The 22,168-nt window shown below is 64.9% G+C and carries 15 protein-coding genes; 9 read left to right on the top strand and 6 right to left on the bottom strand.

The genetic code is table 11. From position 1 onward, the window contains the following. The first annotated feature begins 18 nt into the window (after positions 1 to 18). Positions 19 to 1,071, top strand: coding sequence for a DNA polymerase III subunit delta (gene holA / locus DTX69_RS15880; RefSeq protein WP_119302527.1), 1,053 nt, complete (start codon positions 19 to 21; stop codon positions 1,069 to 1,071). 43 nt (positions 1,072 to 1,114) lie between these two features. Here holA and DTX69_RS15875 read toward each other — a convergent pair whose 3' ends face one another. Beyond that, positions 1,115 to 1,957 (bottom strand): alpha/beta fold hydrolase, encoded by an 843-nt coding sequence (locus tag DTX69_RS15875; RefSeq protein ID WP_119302526.1) that lies wholly within the window; start codon positions 1,955 to 1,957, stop codon positions 1,115 to 1,117. 77 nt (positions 1,958 to 2,034) lie between these two features. Here DTX69_RS15875 and DTX69_RS15870 point away from each other — a divergent pair, with 77 nt between their 5' ends. Together DTX69_RS15870 and DTX69_RS15865 are read left to right on the top strand one after the other, a co-directional pair. Beyond that, on the top strand, positions 2,035 to 3,177 hold the full coding sequence (locus DTX69_RS15870; RefSeq protein ID WP_119302525.1) for a 2OG-Fe(II) oxygenase: 1,143 nt from the start codon (positions 2,035 to 2,037) through the stop codon (positions 3,175 to 3,177). A 103-nt stretch (positions 3,178 to 3,280) separates the two neighbouring features. After that, positions 3,281 to 5,992 carry an ATP-binding protein gene (locus DTX69_RS15865; RefSeq protein ID WP_119302524.1) on the top strand — a complete coding sequence of 904 codons (2,712 nt, stop codon included), beginning with the start codon at positions 3,281 to 3,283 and terminating at the stop codon, positions 5,990 to 5,992. A gap of 15 nt (positions 5,993 to 6,007) precedes the next feature. Here the strand turns inward: DTX69_RS15865 and DTX69_RS15860 are convergent, their stop codons facing one another. The 3 genes from DTX69_RS15860 to DTX69_RS15850 form a co-directional block, all read right to left on the bottom strand. Further along, positions 6,008 to 8,533, bottom strand: a complete 2,526-nt coding sequence (locus tag DTX69_RS15860) for a TPR end-of-group domain-containing protein (protein ID WP_119302523.1) — start codon at positions 8,531 to 8,533, stop codon at positions 6,008 to 6,010. Between the two features lie 178 nt (positions 8,534 to 8,711). Then, positions 8,712 to 8,864, bottom strand: a complete 153-nt coding sequence (locus DTX69_RS15855) for a hypothetical protein (protein WP_162917252.1) — start codon at positions 8,862 to 8,864, stop codon at positions 8,712 to 8,714. A gap of 114 nt (positions 8,865 to 8,978) precedes the next feature. Continuing rightward, entirely contained in the window at positions 8,979 to 10,679 is a 1,701-nt protein-coding gene (locus DTX69_RS15850; protein ID WP_119302521.1) for a winged helix-turn-helix domain-containing tetratricopeptide repeat protein, read from the bottom strand. A 360-nt stretch (positions 10,680 to 11,039) separates the two neighbouring features. Here DTX69_RS15850 and DTX69_RS15845 point away from each other — a divergent pair, with 360 nt between their 5' ends. The 3 genes from DTX69_RS15845 to DTX69_RS15840 all read left to right on the top strand — a co-directional run bounded on the left by DTX69_RS15845 (position 11,040) and on the right by DTX69_RS15840 (position 12,363). Next, positions 11,040 to 11,519, top strand: coding sequence for a PAS domain-containing protein (locus tag DTX69_RS15845; RefSeq protein WP_162917249.1), 480 nt, complete (start codon positions 11,040 to 11,042; stop codon positions 11,517 to 11,519). A gap of 80 nt (positions 11,520 to 11,599) precedes the next feature. Beyond that, on the top strand, positions 11,600 to 11,752 hold the full coding sequence (locus DTX69_RS30200; RefSeq protein ID WP_162917243.1) for a hypothetical protein: 153 nt from the start codon (positions 11,600 to 11,602) through the stop codon (positions 11,750 to 11,752). A gap of 140 nt (positions 11,753 to 11,892) precedes the next feature. Next, on the top strand, positions 11,893 to 12,363 hold the full coding sequence (locus tag DTX69_RS15840; protein ID WP_119302519.1) for a hypothetical protein: 471 nt from the start codon (positions 11,893 to 11,895) through the stop codon (positions 12,361 to 12,363). A gap of 12 nt (positions 12,364 to 12,375) precedes the next feature. On the opposite strand, the gene DTX69_RS15835 is transcribed toward DTX69_RS15840, so the two are convergent. Then, positions 12,376 to 14,334, bottom strand: a complete 1,959-nt coding sequence (locus DTX69_RS15835; RefSeq protein ID WP_162917236.1) for a BTAD domain-containing putative transcriptional regulator — start codon at positions 14,332 to 14,334, stop codon at positions 12,376 to 12,378. Between the two features lie 190 nt (positions 14,335 to 14,524). On the opposite strand from DTX69_RS15835, the gene DTX69_RS30195 reads away from it, so the two are divergent. The 3 genes from DTX69_RS30195 (at position 14,525) to DTX69_RS15815 (ending at position 21,087) form a co-directional block, all read left to right on the top strand. Further along, complete coding sequence (locus tag DTX69_RS30195) at positions 14,525 to 15,481, top strand: DMT family transporter (protein WP_162917231.1); 957 nt, start codon at positions 14,525 to 14,527, stop codon at positions 15,479 to 15,481. Positions 15,482 to 15,579: 98 nt separating this feature from the next. Continuing rightward, a complete protein-coding gene (locus tag DTX69_RS15820; RefSeq protein WP_119302516.1) occupies positions 15,580 to 20,397 on the top strand; it encodes a calcium-binding protein in 4,818 nt (1,605 codons plus the stop codon). A 219-nt stretch (positions 20,398 to 20,616) separates the two neighbouring features. Then, positions 20,617 to 21,087: a hypothetical protein gene (locus DTX69_RS15815; RefSeq protein ID WP_119302515.1), complete on the top strand. Its 471-nt coding sequence runs from the start codon at positions 20,617 to 20,619 to the stop codon at positions 21,085 to 21,087. 290 nt (positions 21,088 to 21,377) lie between these two features. Here the strand turns inward: DTX69_RS15815 and DTX69_RS15805 are convergent, their stop codons facing one another. Further along, entirely contained in the window at positions 21,378 to 21,836 is a 459-nt protein-coding gene (locus tag DTX69_RS15805) for a response regulator (protein ID WP_119302513.1), read from the bottom strand. Positions 21,837 to 22,168: the final 332 nt, after the last annotated feature.

The following is a 22,168-nucleotide window of genomic DNA, read 5'->3' as shown; positions in this document are numbered from 1 at the left end:
ATCCCGCCAAGCACGGGCATGAAGCTCGACAAGTCCAAGCTCGACCGCGTGTTGAAGTCTCCCGATTCGATCGGTGCGCTGCTGTTCTATGGCCCCGACGAAGGGCTGGCGCATGAATATGCCGGACTTGCGCAAAGAGCCGTCCTGGGCGCTGGCGACGATCCCTTTCGCCTGGCCGAGCTGACACCAGACGACATCCGCAGTGACGGCGCGCGCCTGACCGACGAGCTCAACGCCATCTCCATGCTGGGCGGACGGCGCGTGGTGTGCGTCGCGCAAGCCACCAACGCCATCGCCGACCAGATCGCCTCGGCCATCGCGGCGCAGGCGCCGGGCTCCGCCCTGCTGATCGTGGAGGCCGGCGACATCGGCAGCAGGGCGGAACTGGTGAAGGTCTTCGAATCCGCCGGGACCGCTGGCGCCTTCGGGTGCTATCGCGACAGCGAATCCCAGCTCGGTCCGCTCATCGCCGCCCATCTCAAGGCCGGTGGCTATTCCATTGCGCGCGATGCGCAGGCCTACCTGGCCGAGCACCTGGGCGGCGACCGCGGCGTCACGCGCAGCGAGCTCGACAAGCTCATGCTCTATATGGGCGAGCCCCAAGTGGGCGCACCGGCGCGCGAGGTCACTTTGGCCGACGCCATGACCTGCATCGGCGATCGCGCCGCCTTTGCGCTCGACGACCTGATCGCCGCGGCGGCGGAAGGCAACGTTGCCGATCTGGACCGGCACTATGCCCGCAGCTTTGCGGAGGTGGAGGCGATCCAGCTGTTGCGCAGCGCCGCGCGCCATTTCCAGCGCCTGCACCAGGTGGTCGCCCGGATGGCGGCCGGCGACACGTTCGAAGCCGCCGCCGGCGCGCTGCGCCCGCCCTTGTTCTGGAATCAGCGCGAGCGCATGCAGCGCGAGGCGCGCCAATGGTCGACCACACGCATCGGCCGCGCCCTCGAGCGCCTGATCGAAGCCGAAGCGCAAGCCATGCGCGCCTACGCCATCAAGGACGAGATCGCCCAGCGCGCGCTGATGGACATCGCCACGCTCGCACGGGCAGGGCAAGCGCGGCGGACGTAGGCCTCCTTCCGCTCTTCAGTCGTGATGAAGTGGGCGGCTTTCATCACTCCGCCAGGAAATCCCGCACCGCCTTGTTGTAGCCTGCCGGGTCCTGCAGCATCGCGAAGTGGCTGGTATTGCGCAGGATCACCTCCTTCGCCCCCGGGATGACCGCGGCCAGGTGGTCGGTATGCTTGCGCGTAATGGCCTCGTCATGGTCGCCGAGCACGATCGCAGTCGGCACAGTGATCCTGGCGAGCTCGGCATCGCTGTAGGCGGGTTGGGTCTCCCACATGTGGCTGAGCTGCTCGACGAAGGCGTCATACTGGTCAGGCGTCTTGGAGAGTTTCTGGTAGTCCTCGCCGCACTTCTCGATGTAGGCGTTGAATATCTTGTTCTCCATGACATCCGGCGCCAAGCCATCGACCGTCGCGTTGGCGGCATGCGCGAACAGCTTGCTCAGCCGCTCTGGATGTTTCATGGCGATGTCGAGGCCGATGATGCCGCCGTCGCTCCACCCCACCAGCGCCACCTTGTCCACCTTGAGATAATCCAGCAGCGCCAAGTAGTCCGACGCCATCAGCTCGTAGCTATAGGGCTGGTCGTTGCGCGTGGAGCGGCCGTGACCCCGGCTGTCTGCCACAATCACCATGTGATCCCTGCTCAAGTCCTTGACCTGGCTGGCCCAGATATTGGCGTGGCCGAGGCCGCCGTGGATCAAGAGGACTGGGTCGCCCGCGCCATAGACGGCGTAATACATGTGAATGACTGGCGCGTAGCCGGCCGCGACCGAGACCGGCATGGCGGGCGGGGACGGAAGCCTTTGCCAGCGTTCGGCGCCGAAAGCAGGGGCGAGCGTGACCGCTGTCCCGAGCACCGCAGCCAGCAAAGTTGACAGAAGACACATGGTGATTTCTCCTCAAGGTGGGATTGCGGCGCCAGCATAGCGCCGATCCACTCGAGGGCAATCAAGGTTACAGATACATGATCCCGCAGAAGGCGAAGCCCAAGACATTCGTCAACCTGTCGCCGGGCGATCCCGCGCCGTGGTTCCATCAGCGCTGCGGCAACAACCCGGCCTATGCATTCGACACGGTCGGCGGGCGCTGGATCGTCCTGTGCTTCTACGGAACCGCAGGCGACGAAGACGGCCGGCGCGCGCTCGCAGCCATCGTCGCCAACCGCGCTTTGTTCGACGACAATCACGCCTGCTTCTTCGGCGTTAGCCTCGATCCCAATGACGAGACGCAAGGCCGCGTCGCCGATTCCATGCCGGGCCTGCGTTTCTTCTGGGATTTTGATGGTACCGTCGCGCGGCTCTATGGCGCCATTTCCACGCAGGCGGTGCCCAATCCCAAGCGGCTGGAGATGCGGCGCTTCTGGGTCGTACTCGATCCCACGCTGCGAGTCAGGCGCGTGATGCCTTTCCAGCCGCAGGGCGGAGAGATTCCCGGCCTCATCGACTATCTCAAGGCTCTGCCCGCGCCCGAGAGATTCGCCGGGATCGACGTGCCGGTGCCTGTGCTCATCCTGCCCAATGTGTTCGAGCCGGAATTCTGTGCGCAGCTGATCGCGATCTATGAGGCGAGAGGCGGCAAGGAATCCGGCTTCATGCGCGAGGTCGACGGCAAGACGGTGGAGATCCGCGACACCAAGCACAAGGTGCGCCGCGACGTGCTCTTGGAAGATCAGGCGATGATCCGCCAGACCCAGGTGCGCATCCACCGCCGCATCGTGCCGGAGATCCTGAAGGTGCATCAGTTCCAGGTGACGCGCATGGAGCGCTACCTCGTCGGCTGCTACACCGCTGACGAGCGCGGCCATTTCCGCGCTCATCGCGACAACACCACCAAGGGCACGGCGCATCGCCGCTTCGCCGTTTCCATCAATCTCAATGATGCGTTCGAGGGCGGCGAGATCAGCTTCCCCGAATATGGCCCGAAAGGCTTCAAGCTGCCGACCGGCACAGCCTGCGTGTTCTCCTGCTCGCTGTTACATCAAGTGTCGCCCGTCACCGCCGGCAGGCGCTACGCCTTCCTGCCCTTCCTCTACGACGACGCGGCCGCCAAGGTGCGCGAAGCCAACAACGAATTCCTCGGCGAGGGGGTCGGGGCGTACAAGGCTTAGCGGCACCGCGCCCGCTATTGTCTCCCATCCGGATTCCATGCGAGCGTTGCCGAGCGCAAGGAGGGACCGCACTCCGGTGCGGCCTCGGCGGATCGGGGGACGCGTGGAAGCCAAGCACGGCATATGGCGGCCGGTGAAGTCGGGCAGGCTGCCCCGGTTCTCGACGCGGGCGCTGCTCGTCTTCCTGATCGTGCTGCTGCTCGGGCCGGGGCTGGTGTTCACCAGCCTTTTGCTGCTGCGCTATGCGACAGGCGAGCGGGACCGCTACGCGCAGGGGGCGCTGACCAGCGCGCGTCATATCGCGGCGGTGATCGACCGCGATCTCAACGGCCTCATCACCACGCTGAACACACTGGCAATTTCATCGCGTCTGAGGGCCGGCGATTTCGCCGGCTTCCACGCCCAGGCCACGCAGGTATCGCAGATGGTGGGGGCTCGCCTGACATTGCGCACTCCGGACGGGCGGCAGATGGTGAACAGTGCTCAGCCATGGGGCGCGACGTTGCCGACGTCCCATCTGGCGGTCGATGCGGAGGTGATCGCGATCAAGCGACCGATCGTGTCCGATGTCTTTCTGGAGCCGGCGACGAACGAGCCGGCTTTCGCCGTCGTCGTGCCGGTGATCATCGACGGGGACTTTCGCTATCTCCTCAGTCTCCAGGCACCGACCCAACGCATCGCCACCCTGTTGACGCCAGGCATGGTCGGTCCGTGGGTGGTTGGCATCGGCGATCGGCAAGGAACTTATGTCACGCGCGCGCCTGGGCACGCCTCCTTCAGCGGCAAGCCGGGCGTGCCGGCCTTCCTCGAGCTGGCCACCGGCCCCGAAGGCAATTTCCGCGGCCCCAACCCTTATCACGAGGAGATTCTGGTCGGCTATGCCCGCACCTTGCTCTCGAACTGGCTGGTCGCCGCCAGCCTGCCGACCGCGACCATCGAGGCGCCGCTGCGCGACGAGGTGATCGGGTTCCTGGGCTTTGGCGTCTTGACCTTGACGGTCTCGATCTTCCTGGTGTTCTCGCTCTGGCGTGTGGCGTCGCGCCCGTTGCGGGAGCTTGCGAACACTGGCTTCACGAACGCCGAGGCGATGCAGGCACTCGACCTGCATTCGCCGGTGCGCGAGATCCATGATTTGGCGGCCGCCTTGTTGCGGCAGGCGCAGGCACGCGACTGGATCGAGGATGAGCTGCGCCGCAACGAGTCGCGCGTGCGCGCCATCCTGGATACGGTGCCTGTCGGCGTAGTGATTGCCGGGCCGCAGGGCGAAGTGCTGGACGGCAACCGGGAGCTCGAGCGGTTCCTGGGCCCCGAGAGCCGCCGGGCCGGATCCTTCTTCGCCTGGCCGCTCAGCCATGGTGACGGCACGCCGGTGCGCGAGGACGAGCTGCCGGTCTATCGCGTGCTGCACGGCCATGCCGAGACCGCGGAGATCGAATGTATCGCCGAGACCGCCGACGGCACGCGCCACTGGATCCGCAAGATCGCGGCGCCGATCCGCGACCTCTCCGGCAGCATCGTTGGCGCCGTCGCCTCGGTCATCGACATCGAGCGCGAGAAGCGCGCGGAGGAAATCCTGGAGCGACAGGTCGCAGCGCGCACGCAGGAGCTGGAGGCCGCCAATCGATCGCTGGTCGCCGAGATGAGCAGCCGCCAAGAGGCCGAGCAGCAGGTGCGCCAGCTGCAGAAGATGGAGGCGATCGGCCACTTGAGCGGCGGCATTGCCCACGACTTCAACAACATGCTGGCGGTCGTGATGAGCGCCCTCAACATGGTCGAGCGGCGGCTGGCCAAGGGCGAGACGGATTACGCCAAATATCTTGAGATGGCGCGCGATGGTGCGACGCGCGCCGCCAACCTTACCAAGCGCCTGCTCGCCTTCTCGCGCCAGCAGGCGCTGGCGCCGGTGCCGGTCGATGCCAACAAGCTGGTCACGTCCATGTCCGACCTGTTGCGCCGCACCCTGGGCCCGAGCATCCGGCTGGAGACCGTGCTGGCCGGCGGGCTCTGGCTGACCCATGTCGACGCCAACCAGCTGGAAAGCGCCATCCTCAATCTCGCGCTCAATGCGCGTGACGCAATGAGCGGGCAAGGCCGGCTCACCATTGAGACCGCGAACTACCTGCTGGACGAGGCTTACTCTCGCCAGCACGACGACGTGCCGCCGGGCCAATATGTCCTGATCGCCATAACCGACACCGGCGCCGGCATGAGCCCGCAGGTAATCGCGAGGGCGTTCGATCCGTTCTTCACCACCAAGGACGTGGGCAAGGGTACCGGGCTCGGTCTTTCCATGGTCTATGGCTTCGTCAAGCAGTCGGGCGGGCACGTGAAGATCTATTCGGAGGTCGGACAAGGCACGACGATCAAGATCTATCTGCCGCGCTTCTACGGCGCGGAGGAGGTGCCGAGCGAGGATACGCGGCACGCCGCCGAAGCAGATGGCCAAGGGCAGCTCATCCTGCTGGTCGAGGACGAGCAGAACGTACGCACGCTGACTGCCGATTCGCTACGCGAGCTTGGCTACGCCGTGATCGAGGCCGAGGGCGCCGCGGCGGCGCTGCGTGCGCTCGATGCCAATCCGGAGATCGCGCTGTTGTTCACCGACATCGTGATGCCGGACATGAACGGCCGCAAGCTGGCGGAGGAAGCCGTGAAGCGCAAGCCGGACCTGCGCGTCATCTACACCACCGGCTTCACGCGCAATGCGGTCGTGCACAACGGCGTGCTCGATCCCGGCGTCAATTTCCTGCCCAAGCCCTTCACCGTGCAGCAACTCGGCGACAAGCTGCGCGAGGTCCTGGCCCGCGGCACATGACGCCGGCCGCCTGACCTACTCAGCCGATCGCAGGAGTGACGCCGTTTCCGCTGAATGATCCAGGAGCTCCTCCTCCAGCCTGTGCTCCAGGCGCTGGAACTCCGGCAGAGGGCGCAGGGGGTCGAGCGAGATGTCCATCCGCATCCACGCGGTGAGAGCCCGCCGACTGAGCGGATCGCCTGGGATCGCGCAGTGCAGGCAGCGCATCGCGCGCTCGAACTCGCCGAGCGCCGCGTAGGTGCAGGCAAGATTGTAATTCACCACGAGATCGTCGGGATCGATCGCGTTTGCCCGCGCCGCCCAGTCCAACGCCAACTCCCGGTCGTGCAGCTCGGCCGCGATAATGGCGCCGAAGGCAAGCGCGCTGGAATTGTCGGGATGGGCGGAGACCTCGACGCTGATCCGCTCCAGGCAGCGGCGCGCGGCATCCATGCTGTCCTCGTGCCGGCCCAGCTGGCGATACGCATCGACCAGCAGGCCGAGCGCACCGTAATCGTTCTGGTTCAGGTCCGCAGCCAGCTCGAACAAGCGCGCCGCGCCGGCGTGCCGTCCCTCCGACAGGCAGTGCCTGCCATAGAAGAAGTGCGCATCGAAGCAGCACGGCCCCAGCGCGATCGCCTGCTGGAACGCTTCGTCGGCCAGCTCGGATTCGCCAGCCGCGAAATGCGCCATCCCCTTGGCGGCATAGGCCTCGGGAAGATCGGGCTTGAGCTCTAGCGCACGGGCGCTTTCCATCGCGATGGTCTGGAAGGTGACGTCGGGCACCTCCAGCAGCAGCCGATGACAATCGCAGCTGGCCAGTGCCGCATAGGCTTGTGCGAAATCGGGATCGGCCTCGATCGCCTTGACGAACAATTGCCGCGCGACTTCGAGCGCGCGCTTGCCCCAGCCGCCATTGATGAAGAAGGAGCGGCCCATCAGGTAGTACTGGTGCGCCTCCGCGCAGTTGGTCTGCGGCACTTCGGCTGCGGGCTCGGCCGCGGCCAGAAGCCCCGCCAAATGCAAGCCGACGCGCAGATGCTCGAGATCCGTGGCCTTTTGGTAGGGCTCCTTGCGCAGCAGGTCGGCAGCGGAGAACTCCGGCGCGTCCGCCGCCAGCTTCGCGGCCGCCGCGCGTGCAGCGTCGATGCGGCCGGCCAGCGCCTGGGCGGCGGCGGCATAGGCCCTGACCCACGCCGGCGGCTTCGGATTGCGCGCGATCGCAGCGAGCGCGTCCTCGTACCGCCGGAGATTGAAACAGGCGGCACCCAGCAGGCTCCAGTACCAGTACGGCTCGAAGAACGGATCGACCTTTTTCGCCAACTCGAACCAGCCGATGCCTTCCTCCGGACGGCCGAAATAGGAACAGGCGATGCCCATCGCGGCCAGTTCCTCGGGGGAGTTGGGGTTGAGCTCGACCGCGCGGCGATAGTGCTGCTCGCTCAGGTCGAACGAACGCCGATGCAACAGGACCCAGCCCAGTGTCTCCTGGCACTCGTTGTCGTCGCCGTCCAGGGCCACCGCCTTCTGGGCGTGGAACAACGCGCGCTCCATGGCGGTCTCCGCGCCGGCGCCGCCGTGGAACCAGTCGCGCAGCATCATGATGGCGACGCCGACATGCGCGCGCGGATAGTCCGGGTCCAGGCGCAGCGCCTGCTCGAACAGGCGCAACGCCTCGGCTTCCGCTTCGGGATCCCCGATCTTGTGCGACGCCAAGTGTCCGCGCAGGGCACAGTCATAGGCCGCGAGATTCGCCGGCGGCCTGCGCTTGGCGAGGGCCGCGCGCACGCGGCCGGCGAGGGTGCCGACGATGGTGCGCACCAGCTCGTCGGTCGCCGCGAACACATCCTCTGTGTTGCGGTCGAACCGTTCGGCCCACAGCTCGTTGCAGCCGTCGGCAGCCGTCAATTGTGCGCTGAGGCGCAGCTGCGATCCTTGCCAGCGCACGCTGCCGGTCACCACGTAATCGGCGCCGAGCGCCTTGGCGATCTCCTTGATGCCCGCGCTGGACGCGCGGTGGCGGAAGCAGGAATCGCGCGCGATCACGCGCAGCTGGCGGAAGCGCGACAGGTCGGTGATGATGTCTTGGGTCAGGCCGTCGATCAGATGGCTATGCTCTGGATCGCCGCCGGCATTGGCGAAGGGCAGCACGGCGATCGACGGCACGCCGGCACTCGAGGAGAGATCCGGCGCGATCTCTGGCGGCGGTCCCACGTGTGCCGCTGCTGAATCGGGCGCCACCCTGACTTCGCCGACGAAGCGCACACCGCGACTATGGACGGTCTTGATCAGCCTTTGCTGCTCGCCGTCATCGCCAATGGCCCGGCGCGCGGATTTGAGCCGGCTGGCGAGGGTGGCATCGGACACGATGCGCCCGCCCCAGACGTGTTCGATCAGATCGTTCTTGGTGATCAGCCGGCCGGCATTGCGCACGAGATAGACCAGCAGCTCCAGCACCTGCGGCTCCACCGCGCAAGGCTGGCCGTCCCGGCGCAGCTCAAAGGCTGCCACGTCGATTTCATAGGCCCCGAGGTAAAGATGCAGAGGTTGGGGATCTGCCATGCGCCGCCCTCAGTCTGCGGCATCATCCCCCGCGCGCTCTCTTCCCTGCAAGCTTCCCTGCAGCAATCCATGAAATCTGCAAGAATTCTGCAGGTTTTTTCCTGGAAGCCGGGAGTGTTAGGGACTTTTTGCGGCGGCTGGCCGTCCGTCCCTGCGGCCAGCTGCACCCACCCCACCGTCACTCGTTCACGTGCCGCGGATGGTGATTTGCGCGATCATTCGGGTGGTAGGACACGGGCTCCTCGGCGGTCAGCGACACGCTGACAAAGCCGGCAAGAACGATGGCGCTGAGCGCCGCCAGGGCGATCAGAACAGCCTTCTTATAGTGCACGATCTCCTCCTCATCGGTTGCGCCGCCCATCGACGGCGGCGCGGACCCTACGCAGGTGCGCGCCGGAATGCTTGGAGGATGCGTGGAGATTTCGAGGAGAGCAGATGATCGCGATCACGAAGAGGCGCGGAAGGTCGGCTTGCCGCGCAGACCGTGGATGAACGGCGAACGCCCGGTCAGATAGTACTGCGAAGAGCCATCGATGTCGCGGTCTTCGTGATTCGTTCCCGGAGTTTCAGTCAACAATCCTGCCTTGCTCAGCCCTTCCGCCAGATGCGCCAGGTCTGCGGGATTCCGGTAAGGCTCCTTGCGCACGATGGCCCGGGCGCAGAAGCTGGGCGCGTCTTTTGCCAGGGCGGCGGTGATATCCCGCGCCGCATCGATGCGGCCGGCCATGGCGTGGCTGGCCGCCGAATACGCCTTAACCCAAGCTGGCGGATTGGTCACGCGGTCGAGCGCCACGACCGCATCGTCATAGCGCCGCGCATTGAAGTAGGTGGCTCCCAGCAGATTCCAGTACCAGGTGGCGTCGAAATAGGGATCGACGCGCCGCGCCAACTCGAACCACTGGATGCCTTCGTCGGGACGCCCGAGGAAGCTGCATGCCGAGCCCATCGCCGCCAATTCCGCAGGACTGTTGGGATTGAGCTCGATGGCGCGGCGATAGTGCAGCTCGCTAAGCTCGTATGACTTGCAGTGCAGCAGGATCCAGCCGAGGGTTTCGCGGCACTCGTAATCCTCGGGATCCATCGCCACCGCCTTTTCCGCATGCTCCAGCGCGCGGTCGAGCAGCGCCTGCGCATCATCCGGCGTGCGGAACCACTCGCACAGCAGCACCACAGCCAACCCGGCATGCGCACGGGGATAATCGGGGTCGAGCGCCAGCGCCTGCTCGAAGAACTGGCGCGCCGCCGTTTCCTGCGCCGGCTCGCCGATCAGCGCCTGCGCCGCCTGTCCGCGCAGCACGCATTCATAGGCCGCGAGATTGGCTGGCGCCTTGCGCCTGGCGAGCGCGGAGCCGGTCGATCGTACCCGGCCGACCAAGGTGCCCGCGATGGTGCGCACCAGCTCATCGGACAGCGCGAACAGATCCTCGGCATTGCGGTCGAAGCGCTCGGCCCACAGCTGCTCGCCGCTGTCGGTCTGGGTCAGCTGCGCGGTGAGGCGCAGCTTCGCGCCGCGCCGGCGGATGCTGCCGGTGACGACATAATCGGCGGAGAGGTCGCGGCCGATGGCCTGCAGATCGGCGCCGGGCGTGCGGAAGCGGAAGCAGGAATCGCGCGCCACCACCCGCAGTTCGCGGAAGCGCGACAGGTCGGTGATGATGTCTTCGGTCACACCGTCCGCGAAATGATCCTGGTCCGCGTCGTTGCCGAGGTTGGCGAAGGGCAGCACGGCGATGGCGGGCCAGCTGGGCCGCGCCGCCGCGCGCGGCGCCGCGTTGCCGCTCGGTGCACCGCCGGTCGCGATGATGTCAGCGCCGGTGCGGCACGCTCGGGTCCTGACGGGGGCGATGAAGCGCACGCCGCGGCCATGCACGGTGCGGATGAATTTCTGCTGGCTGCCGTCGTCGCCGATTGCCTTGCGCGCCGACTTGACCCTGCTGGTCACGGTCGTGTCGGAGACGATCCGCCCGTGCCAGACATGCTTGATGAGATCGTCCCTGGTGATCAGTCGGTCGGGATGGCGCACCAGATAGAGCAGCAGCTCCAGCACCTGCGGCTCGATCGGACTCGGTTGGCCGTTGCGGTACAGCGCAAAGCCCGCGACATCGATTTCGCAGTCGCCGAATTGGATACAGATGGAGTCAGCCATGCAGCCCGGTGCCCATGCAGGCACCTCCCCAGCCGTACGGGCCCTGATCCGCAGGCTGTCGCGCCGCAATCTACGCGTTTCGCGGGAAACCGCCAGTCTCCTGACGACACGATTGTCGCTCTAACCGCCAGCTGCGGATACGCCTCAGCTGATAGATCAAGGGGTTAGCCAAATCTGCCTTTGCGCGATTTATGCGCTGATAAGCCGGCGCGATGGCGCCGGCACAGCCTTAGTGCTTCTGACTTAAGTGCGGCCGCGCCCGCTTTCATATGTGCTTAATTTCCCGGGCGAAGAATGCAGGTCAGTGGCCGGAGTCGTGCCGTGACCCTTTTAGTGACAGAGCAGGAGCTGCGGTCGGACATGGTCCGATCGGTTCACCGCTGGTGGCTCGATAAGAGTGCCGGCGACATTCCCGATCGTGCCGATCTTGATCCGGCCGACCTGAAGCGCCTCCTGCCGAATCTCTTCATTGCCGATGTCGAGCACGCACCGTTCCGCATCCGCTACCGCCTGATGGGAACACGGGCGATCGAGGCAACCGGCATGGACCTGACCGGCCGCTATCTCGATGAGCTGCTGCCCGCTGATCTCGACGAGCCGTGGATGGACTATTATCACCGCGCCTACCGGACGCGCCGGCCCTTGTTCGGCGCGTGCGAGGCGCCAACCACCAGCGGCCGCCGCTTCATCTACGAGTTCGGCCTGTTCCCGCTGCGCAAGGGCGGGGCCACGGTCGAGCAGTTCCTGGCCATTGAGGATTATTTCGACCTCACATCCACGCTCATTGAGCTGGTGGAATGGCGTGCCCGCAAGGCCGCCGGCGCACCGAGGAGCGCATAGCGCGGCGCGATCGACGCGCGCTGCACCCAAGCCGGCCGCCCTGTTGCGGGATGCCGGTACGCGGTAAGATTGCGCCCGCCATGCGGTCGATGATCACGCTCGGCCTGGTCCTGATGCTCGCCGGCTGCCAGTCCTGGGACTGGCGCGGCGTCGGGCGCAGCCTGCTCTATTCCGCCTGCTACACGGTCGACAATTGCTCGGCCAGCGACGGCCAGCTTCCGCCAGAAGAATAGCGGCGAAGAAAAGCGCGCAACATTTCCGCGCCGTCTGAGTTTCCCCCGTTACAGCAAAAATCCTCTGCTCACCCGCGCGGCGGGGGCAGGCGTATAGTTCCGCTCTATGGCGGGCTGTTGATCAAGATCGAGAGGACGTCATGAAACACCAGGGTCTGGACGAGATCCGCACGCGCGCTTTGGTCCAATCAAGCCAGCCCAAGGCGCGGCCGTTGTCCAAGGTCGAACGGCTCGAGCGGTGGGCCGCCGCCCTCGAACGCGAAGGCGACAAGCAGCTCAATACCTTGTTCGAGATCGAGCACATGCCGCGCGCGAAGCGCCGGGCGATGCGGGCCGACAATTCGCTGCTGAGCGTGGCGTACGCCGACCCCGTCCTACGCGCCGATGGGCTCGCCGGCGACGCGGTGGGCGACGTGCTCACCTATTTCCGTATTAAGGAGCGTGAGCTGCACGACGTCGCCTGCTATTGCAACAACGGGCCTTCGCGATCCGGCTGGTCGGCCGCGGCGCGGGTCCGCGGCCTCGCCACGCGCCCGCCGGCCGACGTACGGCCGCTGATCGCCGCCGCCGGCGTCGCGCTGTCGCTCGTGGCTGCCGTGGTACTGCTCTAGGGCGTACGGGGGTCAGCGTCGCTCCAGGCGAACGACCGTTCCGCCGCGCGTCAAGGCGATCGCCTTCTCGATGCCTTCGACCAGCCGCGCGCGGTCCTCCTCGCGCCAGAACGGCTCCATGCGCGCCGCCTCGATCAGCGGCAGCTTGGAGAACTGTGCACGGAACCAGGCTAGCAGCGTGTCGGCTTCCTCGCGCAGACCGAGATGCCCATTGCAGGCGAGGAGATAGAGCTTGTCCCAATAGGTGTCCGGCGCGTTCTCGAAGCCGATCCTGGCATCCTCGTACCGGCCGGCGACAAAGGCGGCGACGGAGTGGAACTCCTCGTGCCAGGCGGGGGGATAAGGGTTGAGCGCCTGGGCCGCGTCCAGATAACGGAGGCATTCGTCGGGCCGGCCCTTGTAGGCCTCGATGAGGGAGAACTGCGCAGTGATATAGGCGTCTCCGGGATTGAGCGCCAAGGCGCGGCGGCCATGCGTCTCCCCCCGCACCCGGTCGCCAGCGGTCAGCAGGCAATAACCCAGCATCATGTGGCAGCGCGCACTGTAGGGGTCGAGCTCCACGCCCTGCTGCGCGACCTTGATGGCGCGATCGAGGGCGGGCCGGTCGTAATCGAACTGCCATTTCAGGAGCAGCGCGATCGAAAGCCAGCCATATGCTTCCGAGTAGCTGGGGTCCAGCGCAATTGCCCGCTCCAGGTAGTCGATGGCGAGCGGGGTGTCTTTGCGCGTGGTGCGCTGCTGGTGCTGAAGGCCACGCATCCCGAGATCATAGACCGCTACGCTCCCTGGGTGCTTGTGCGCGGCACGGGTCGCTATATCGAGTTCCACCTGGTCGGTCAGCGTGGCCGCGATGGTCCGGACGACCTCGTCCTGCAGCGCGAAGATCTCGGCGAGTTCGCGGGCATAGTTCTGAGCCCACACCACCGCCTGTGTGCCCACATCGATGAGTTCGACGGAAAACTGCACGCGCTTCCCGAGCGTACGGAGGCTTCCGGTCACCAGGTAGTTGGCGCCAAGTTTGGTGCCGATCTCGGCGATCCCCAGCGGGCTGTCCCGGAATGCAAAGGAGGAGGGGCGTGCGATGACGGCTAGGCTGCGAAAGCGGGACAGCGCCAAGATGATGTCGCTTACGATCCCGTCACACAGAAACTGTTGGTCCGCGGGCGCGCCGAGACTTGTGAAAGGTAGGACGGCGATGCTCGGTCTTGCGTGTTGCGCGCGCTGCGGTGCCGGCGCGACTGGCTGCGGCGTGTCCTTGGCGATTGCGATGGCGCGGCGCAGCTCCTCGGTCGCCTGCGCCGCTGCGACGCCCAGTTCGCGTTTCAGCATGTCGCGGCAGGCTTCGTATTGCTTGAGCGCAAGAGCCGTTTCCCCGGCCTCGTGATAGGCGGACATCAGGGCGCGGTGTGACGCTTCCCGTAGCGGGTCGAGCGCTAGCAGTCGCTTGGCAGTGGCGATGCGCGCCTCGCCCCGCTGCTCCGCCGCCAATTGTTCCAATACGGTGACAGCCTTGCCGATGACGAGGTCGCGCTGCAGGCGCAGCCAGTCCTCGAATGCTTCACCGCTGGGATTGAGCCCCGCGAGCAGTGTGCCGCGGTAGAGCTCCGCCGCTGCGCTCCAGTTGCCTGCGGCGGCCAGGTCGCGGAACGCGACGACATCGATGCTGAAGCGCGCGAGATCCAGCTTCACCCGGTCATCCTGGAGCACGAGCGGCGAGGGCTCGATCGCAGCCAGGTCGCGCCGCAGCGCCACCAGCGCCTGGCGCAGGCTGTTGCGCGCCTGTTGCTCGCCGCGATCGCCCCATAGGAGAGGAACCAGCTGGTCGCGCGAGGCCGTGCATCCTGGCGCCAGTGCCAGGATGGCGAGGAGCGCGCGGTTTTTCCGGCTGGACACCGCAATGTCCGCTCCGGTTGCCGAGGTCAGTCGGAAGCCCCCGAACAGCTCGAGCCGCGCAGCTTCCGATCCCGGCATCACCGCATGCAATGGCCGAAACTCCCTCTTCGGTCCCCCGTATAGTCTTTTAGCGTCTTTTTCACGCTCATTTATAGCACTTTTCACGCGAGATCGACGGTGGCGGGCGTATCTCGCGGGCCTCGGACTGCCGGGCGCCGACATGGTTCGGGCGCGGCGCCGAAACGAGAACCAATCCTCGGAGCCCGCGATGTCTACGCTGCACGCCAATTTGCTGCTTCTTCTCTCCGCAATCTTCTGGGGCGCGGGCAACGTCGCACAGAAATCGGTGCTGGAGGATCTAGGGCCGCTCACCACGGTCGGCCTGCGCTGCCTGACGGGCGCCGTGATCGTTGCGCCACTGCTGTTGCGCGAAAGCGGCTGCAGCGTCCCCATTCACCGTTTCTGGCGCCATATCCTGATCGCGGCTGGGCTGTTCACGGCTGCAATTGGTTCGCAGCAATTCGCCTTCAGCGGCACCTCTGTGACCAACGGCAGCTTTCTCATCACCACGACGACGGTGATCACGCCGATCGTCGCCTGGCTGCTGCTGCGCGAGCGGCCGAGCCTCATCCTGTGGCCCACGGTCGGCCTTACGCTGCTCGGCGTGCTTCTGCTCGGCGGTGGCGGTCTCTCCGCGCTTGCCTGGGGTGATCTCGTCGCGCTGGCTTCGGCGCTGATCTATTCGATCTGGATCGTCTATCTCGGCCGGCTGGTGGCCGAGACGCGGCGTCCCGGCGCCGTCACGCTGGCGCAGTTCCTGCTGGCCGGCGCGCTCGCCCTCGCGTTGGGGCTTGCGCTCGAACCGCTGTCGCTCGCCGGCCTTGGCAACGCGCTGCCGGAGCTGATCGTGCTCGGGGTGTTCTCAACCGGCCTTGCCTATGTGTTCCAGGCGCTGGCGCAGCAGCGCACCTCCGCCAGCATCGCCGCCGTCATCATGAGCGCGGAATGCGTGTTCGGCGCGCTGGGCGGCTATCTCGTGCTGGGTGAGCGCTTGACGATGATGGCGGGCGTCGGCGCCGGCCTCATCCTCACGGCCGTGCTGCTGGTGCAGGTGAGCCCGACACCGGCGCAGCTCGCCGCGTTGCGCCACCTGGTCACGAGCATCACGCCGCGGTCACGCGCCGCGCGCCCAGCGCGCCTCAGCGGCTCATTTCGGTCGATTTGACGTCTTTTTCACGCGCTCCGGCCGGCGCTTTCACACGGCACTGACGGCGGGGCGCGTATCCCCATCGCCAACGCAAGCCTGATTTGAGGAGGGACAACATGGCTACGATTCGAGGTACCAGCGGCAACGATGTCATCACCGGTGGCATCCAGAACGACTTCATCAATGGCCTTGCAGGCGCCGACACGATGGTGGGCGGCAAGGGCAACGACGTCTACTACGTCGACAATCTGGGCGACACGATCCTGGAGAATGTGGGCGAGGGTGTCGACACCGTCGTCGCGACCGTGGCAATCAGCACCGCCTATACTAACGTCGAGAACTATGATTTCAGCAAGCTGGCACCCGGGATCAACTTCACCGGCAACGGCCTCAACAACGAGAGCAAGGGCACTAGCGGCATCGATACCCTGGCCGGCAGCACCGGCAGCGACACCTACTATCTCAACAGCAAGCAGGATGTCGTCGTGGAGAACGCCGCGTCCGGCAACGACACGATCGCAACCACCTTCAGCGCCGATCTTGCCGACTATGCCGACGTCGAGAACATCCGCCTGCTGGGCTCGGCGGCGCTCAACGCGACCGGCAACGCGGTCGGCAACGTGCTCGAGGGCAACAGCGGCGCCAACATCCTGGATGGCAAGGGCGGTGCCGACACCATGGCCGGCGGCAAGGGCAACGACACCTACTATGTCGACAGTGCCGGCGATGTGGTGAGCGAGAACGCCGGGCAAGGCATCGATACGGTCATCAGCTCGGTTACGTACGAGCTGCCCGCGAATGTCGAGAACATAACCCTGGCGGCGGGTTCCGGCGCGTTCCAGGCCAGGGGGAACGATCTGAACAACCGCCTGATCGGCAACGAGAGCGACAACTTCCTCGACGGCAAAGGCGGCGCCGACACCATGACCGGTGGTAAGGGCAACGATGCCTATGTCGTCGATCACGTCGGGGACAAGGTCATCGAGAATGCCAACGAAGGCACTGATGATGTCGTCTACAGCTACATCGATTTCAGCCTGGCATCGCTTCCCAACATCGAGCACCTGCTACTCGTAGGCAGCGCGACCAAGGGGACCGGCAATTCCCTGAACAACCTGCTTGTCGGCAATGACTATGACAACGTGCTCAATGGCCGCGCTGGCGCCGACACCATGGTCGGCGGCAAGGGCAACGACACCTACTACTTCGACAATCCTGGCGATTCCGTGACGGAAGTGGCCGGCGAAGGTGTCGACACCATCATCTCCACCATCGCCTTCAACAACGCCATTGCCAACATCGAAAACTACGATTTCAGCAAGCTGACGGGCGGCGTCGATTTCACCGGGAACGCGCTGGACAACGTCATCAAGGGGGGCGCCGGCAACGATTTGCTCATTGGCGGGCTCGGCAACGATACCTACTACCTCAACAGCAAGCTCGATCAGATCTGGGAGATTGCCGCTGGTGGCACTGACACGATCGCGGCGACTTTCAGCGCCAGCCTTGGCGACTATTTCCATGTCGAGAATCTCCGCCTGCTCGGCGCCGCGGCCCTGAATGCCACCGGCAACGGTGCGGCCAACGTGCTCGAAGGCAATGCCGGCGCCAACATCCTCGACGGCAAGGCCGGCGCCGACACCATGGCCGGCGGCAAGGGCAACGATACTTACTACGTCAATCATGCCGGCGATGTGGTCGTCGAATACGCCAAAGAGGGCACTGACACTGTCATCAGCACAGTCAGCTACACCCTCAGCGACCACGTGGAGAATCTGACCCTGGCGGGCACGGGCAACAGCGGCGGCGGCGGAAACGCGCTCAACAACGTCATTATCGGCAACGAGGGCAACAACACGATCTCCGGCGCCGGCGGCGGCGACACCATGAAAGGCGGAAAGGGCGACGACACCTACTATGTCGACAATGCCAAGGACAAAGTGATCGAGAACGCCAATGAGGGCAACGACTGGGTCGTGAGTTCCATCGACTTCAGCCTTGCGGCCTTGGCAAATGTCGAGAACCTGGCCCTGACGGACAATGCCGTGAAGGCGACCGGCAACGCGCAGAATAACCGCCTCTATGGCAATTTCGTGAATAACGTTCTGGATGGCGGCGCCGGCGCCGACACGATGGCGGGCGGCGACGGCAACGACATCTACTACGTCGACAATGTCGGCGATCTGGTCACGGAACTGTTCGGTGAGGGTGTCGACACCATCATCTCCACCATCGCCCTCACCAGCGCTATCAACGAAGTCGAGAACTATGATTTCAGCAAGCTCGCGATCGGAGTCAACTTCACCGGCAGCGATTCCTACGATAACGTCATCAAGGGCGGGGTGGGCGCCGATACCCTGGCGGGCGGAGCCGGCAACGACACCTACTACCTGAACAGCGCCAAGGACGTCGTAGACGAAGAAGGCGGCGGCGGAGACTCCGATACCATAGCCGTCACCTTCAGCGCCGACCTCTCTAACTATAATTTCGTCGAAAACATCCGCCTGCTCGGCGCCGCGGCCCTGAATGCCACCGGCAACGCCGGCGCCAACGTCCTCGAGGGCAATGCCGGCGCAAACATCCTGGACGGCAAAGGCGGCGCCGACACCATGGCCGGCGGCAAGGGCAACGATACTTACTACGTCAATCATGCCGGCGATGTGGTCGTCGAATACGCCAAAGAGGGCACTGACACTGTCATCAGCACAGTCAGCTACACCCTCAGCGACCACGTGGAGAATCTGACCCTGGCGGGCACGGGCAACAGCGGCGGCGGCGGAAACGCGCTCAACAACGTCATTATCGGCAACGAGGGCAACAACACGATCTCCGGCGCCGGCGGCGGCGACACCATGAAAGGCGGAAAGGGCGACGACACCTACTATGTCGACAATGCCAAGGACAAAGTGATCGAGAACGCCAATGAGGGCAACGACTGGGTCGTGAGTTCCATCGACTTCAGCCTTGCGGCCTTGGCAAATGTCGAGAACCTTTACCTGCAAGGCACAGCGATCCGTGCGACCGGCAACGCCAAGAACAACCTGATATACGGCAATCTCGAGGATAACATCCTCAACGGCGGTGCCGGTGCCGATGTGATGGTGGGCGGCCTTGGTAATGACAGCTATTATATCGACAACGTCGGCGACCTGGTCAGCGAGGGAGCCGGAGAGGGCGTCGATACCATCATCTCCACCATCGCCTTCTCCAATGCCGTCGCCAACATCGAGAACTACGACTTCAGCAAGCTGGCAGCCGGCATCAACTTCACCGGCAACGATCTCGACAACGTCATCAAGGGCGGCGCGGGGGTGGATACGCTGACCGGCGGGCTCGGCAACGACGCCTACTACCTCAACAGCAGCAAGGACGTGGTGATCGAAAGTGGCGGCCAGGGCAACGACACCATCGCCACGACCTTCAGCGCCAACCTCGCCGATTATGCCCATATCGAGAACATCCGCCTGCTCGGCACCGCGGGGCTGAAGGCGACGGGCAATATCACGGCCAATGTGCTGGAGGGCAATGACGGCGCCAACATCCTCGACGGCAAGGCCGGCGCGGACACCATGAAGGGCGGCAAGGGGAACGACACCTATTATGTCGATCATGCCGGCGATGTGGTGATCGAGTCAGCCAACGAAGGAATCGATCAGGTCATCAGCTCAATCAGCCACATGTTGGCCACCAACGTGGAAAACCTGACACTCAGTGGAGCCGCCAACCTCAATGGATACGGCAATGCCCTCGGCAACAAGATCGTCGGAAATGCCGGAGACAACATTCTTGACGGGAAAGGCGGCGCCGATACCATGACAGGCGGCAAGGGGAGCGACACCTACTACGTTGACAATGCCGGCGACAAGATCGTCGAGCTCGCCAACGAAGGCACCGAGGTCGTCTACAGCAGCATCAATTTCAGCCTGGCCAGCCTGGTCAATGTCGAGGAGCTCCATTTGACCGGCGCAGCCATCAGCGGTACCGGCAATGCGCTTGCCAACCTCATCGTCGGCAACGACCTCGATAACGTCATCGACGGCGGCAAGGGCGCCGACACCATGCGGGGCGGTCAGGGCTACGATACCTACTATGTCGACAATGTGGGCGACGTGGTCGAGGAGTTGGCGGGTCAGGGCACCGATATGGTCGTCTCAACCGTTGCCCTAGTGAATGGCTTTGAAAACGTCGAGAACTACGACTTCACCAAGGCGAAGACGGCTGTCAATTTCGCAGCAACCGACGATGTGAACTTCATCTGGTCCAGCGCCTTTGCCGACACCTTGGCGGGCGCGAAGGGTGACGACTTCTACTTCCTCAACACGTCCGGCGACACGATCGTGGAACTGGCCGGCGAGGGCCACGATACCGCCTATGTGAGCTTCTCGGTGAGCAAGCTCTGGGACAACGTGGAAGACCTTGCGCATATCAATGGCACAAGCACAACTGCCTGGAATGCTACCGGCAACGATCTCGACAATCTCATCTCGGGCAACAACGGAAAGAACGCGCTGAGTGGCGGCCTTGGTGCGGACTACCTGTTTGGTGCTGGCGGTGACGACACGCTGACCGGCGGAGCGGGTGCGGACACTTTGTTCGGCGGCGCCGGCAACGATGCGCTGACCGGCGGAACGGGCGCGGATCACTTCTCGTTCACTCAGATCTCGACCGGCAATGCCTTATCGGGCCACGACGTCATCACCGACTTCGACAAGGGCCTCGACATCCTCTACTTCGACACGTCCGACACCGACGGCGACGGCACACTCGAGCAGGAGGATTTCGTGTCCGGCATCGTCGATCTTGGCGCGGGCAAGAACGTCGTCCTGCATCTGCTGAACGGCGGGTCGATCACCTTCGCCGGCGCCGGCACCGGATCGGTCGACAGCCTGGACGACCTGGTCGCCAACGCCTCGACTCAGATCGTCATCGCGTAGAATGGAAAGGATGCCCAGGAACCGCACCGGCCGGCGCACGGCGCCGACCGGACTTCCCGTTCAGTGCGCTTTGTTCCGCCGAAGCATCACCAACACTTCCGCAGCCTCGTTGGTTCCACGGCGCCAGGAATATTCCCGATTCACGCATCGCGTGGAGGAGGAGTATAATTGCGCGCAGGGGAATGCGTACGAAGGGGGATGTGTGGACCGGAGGATCTCATGGAACACAAGACCCTGGAGAAGCTCCGCGATGTCGCGGTGGTCGTGCCGAACTGGCGCAGCACTCGTTCGCTCTCCAAATATGAGCGGCTGCAATGCTGGGCCGAAGCCCTCGACCGGGAAGGCGGAAGACAACTCAATACCTTGTTCCGTGTCGAGTATGCGCCGCCGGCCGAGCGGGCGAAGCTGCGGGCCGACGATTCGCTGTTGAGCGTGGCGTATGCCGATCCGCGCCTGCGGACGGAAGGCCTCGCCGGCGACACGGTCGGTCATGCGACGGCCTTCTTCGGCTTGAGCGAGCGAGAGCTGCACGACATCACCTGCTTCTGCCATTACGGCCCGACCATCGCCGCCGACACCGCGGCCGCGCAGATCCGCGCGACGGCTGCGCGCCAGCGCTATGAGACGCGGCCGATGCTGGCCTGCGCCGTGATCGCAGCCTCGTTGGCGGCCGGTCTGCTGCTGCTGTAGCTGGAGCGGACCGGGCCGATCGAGGCCGAAGCTTGGAAAAGTTATAAGCTTCCGCGACGTCTGCGCGGAAGAATGGGGTTTGTACGGCTGCTTCTCCCACCGGATGAGCCCTACCAATTGATCTTGATGCCGGCTGTTGCGGCGCGTGTCCCGCATGGTCTCGGCACCTCGGCTGGCGCAAACGCCGTGCTGGTGACGAACCGGACGCGCCGCCGCCAACCGATCGGCAAGCCCTGCCCCGCGCTGCAGAGTGATGACGTCCATGCGAACGGAGAGGAGCGAAAGGTGCGCTAGATCGCGGAACGCATGGCGCTGGCGGCGGGCGCGCAGCGTTCAAGCGCCTGAATCATCTCCGCAGCTCGCACCGGCTTCGCCAGGCTCGCCGCAACCCGCAGTCCTCTCGCCTCGGCGCTCTTGCGCGCGAGATCGAGATATCTTGGATCGTGCGCGGTCACAAGGACGAGCTCACCATCGAAGCCCTGTTCGGTCAGCAACTGGACGATTTCGAATCCATCCAGTTCGGGCAGCACGATCTCGATCACCAGGACATGGGGGCGCCAAGCGCGCATGCGTTCGGCCAACCCACGTGGATCAGTCACGACCTCCGTCTCATATCCCAGGCGCTGCGCGGCCAGCCGAGCGAAGTCGACGAACGCATGCTGCTGGTCGACCACGAGCAACCTGCGGTTGTTATCGGCGCCGGCGCGCAAGGAGGTGTCACAAGGTACGAATTCAGCCGCAAACGGCATATTGCCTCCAACTGCCTAAATCGTTGATCGGCGGTCCGCGCTCGGGAGAGCGGGGCCGCCGATGGGAAAGCCGCGGAACATCCGACACCCTCGGCTCTGCGCGGGATGTCGCGTTGGAAACGATTCCACCGCACTCCGGCTGAACCCGGCCTGAATTCGCCTGGGCCCGATGTCGGGACCGGTTCGTTTCACCATACTATTGTGTTGGCTTCGAGGAATTCCGCGGAGACAGTTCGGTTCCGAGGCCAAATGAGACAAGGCCCGCGCGGCGGAACCATGGCTCCTCGCGCCGGTGCTCTGTCGGAACCGATTATCGAGCGCGTTGCACGATC

Origin of the sequence: Dongia deserti (assembly GCF_003574735.1) — a bacterium.
GTDB classification, from domain to species: domain Bacteria; phylum Pseudomonadota; class Alphaproteobacteria; order Dongiales; family Dongiaceae; genus Dongia_A; species Dongia_A deserti.
The sequence above is the reverse complement of the archived record's forward strand: the minus strand, read 5'-3'. Positions and strand labels throughout refer to the sequence as shown.

What these genes read in the sequence shown, in the direction of transcription:
- holA (WP_119302527.1), top strand. Translation starts at nt 19, where the DNA reads ATGAAGCTCGACAAGTCCAAGCTCGACCGCGTGTTGAAGTCTCCCGAT.
- DTX69_RS15875 (WP_119302526.1), bottom strand. Translation starts at nt 1,957, where the DNA reads ATGTGTCTTCTGTCAACTTTGCTGGCTGCGGTGCTCGGGACAGCGGTC.
- DTX69_RS15870 (WP_119302525.1), top strand. Translation starts at nt 2,035, where the DNA reads ATGATCCCGCAGAAGGCGAAGCCCAAGACATTCGTCAACCTGTCGCCG.
- DTX69_RS15860 (WP_119302523.1), bottom strand. Translation starts at nt 8,533, where the DNA reads ATGGCAGATCCCCAACCTCTGCATCTTTACCTCGGGGCCTATGAAATC.
- DTX69_RS15850 (WP_119302521.1), bottom strand. Translation starts at nt 10,679, where the DNA reads ATGGCTGACTCCATCTGTATCCAATTCGGCGACTGCGAAATCGATGTC.
- DTX69_RS15845 (WP_162917249.1), top strand. Translation starts at nt 11,040, where the DNA reads ATGGTCCGATCGGTTCACCGCTGGTGGCTCGATAAGAGTGCCGGCGAC.
- DTX69_RS30200 (WP_162917243.1), top strand. Translation starts at nt 11,600, where the DNA reads ATGCGGTCGATGATCACGCTCGGCCTGGTCCTGATGCTCGCCGGCTGC.
- DTX69_RS15840 (WP_119302519.1), top strand. Translation starts at nt 11,893, where the DNA reads ATGAAACACCAGGGTCTGGACGAGATCCGCACGCGCGCTTTGGTCCAA.
- DTX69_RS15835 (WP_162917236.1), bottom strand. Translation starts at nt 14,334, where the DNA reads ATGCCGGGATCGGAAGCTGCGCGGCTCGAGCTGTTCGGGGGCTTCCGA.
- DTX69_RS30195 (WP_162917231.1), top strand. Translation starts at nt 14,525, where the DNA reads ATGTCTACGCTGCACGCCAATTTGCTGCTTCTTCTCTCCGCAATCTTC.
- DTX69_RS15820 (WP_119302516.1), top strand. Translation starts at nt 15,580, where the DNA reads ATGGCTACGATTCGAGGTACCAGCGGCAACGATGTCATCACCGGTGGC.
- DTX69_RS15815 (WP_119302515.1), top strand. Translation starts at nt 20,617, where the DNA reads ATGGAACACAAGACCCTGGAGAAGCTCCGCGATGTCGCGGTGGTCGTG.
- DTX69_RS15805 (WP_119302513.1), bottom strand. Translation starts at nt 21,836, where the DNA reads ATGCCGTTTGCGGCTGAATTCGTACCTTGTGACACCTCCTTGCGCGCC.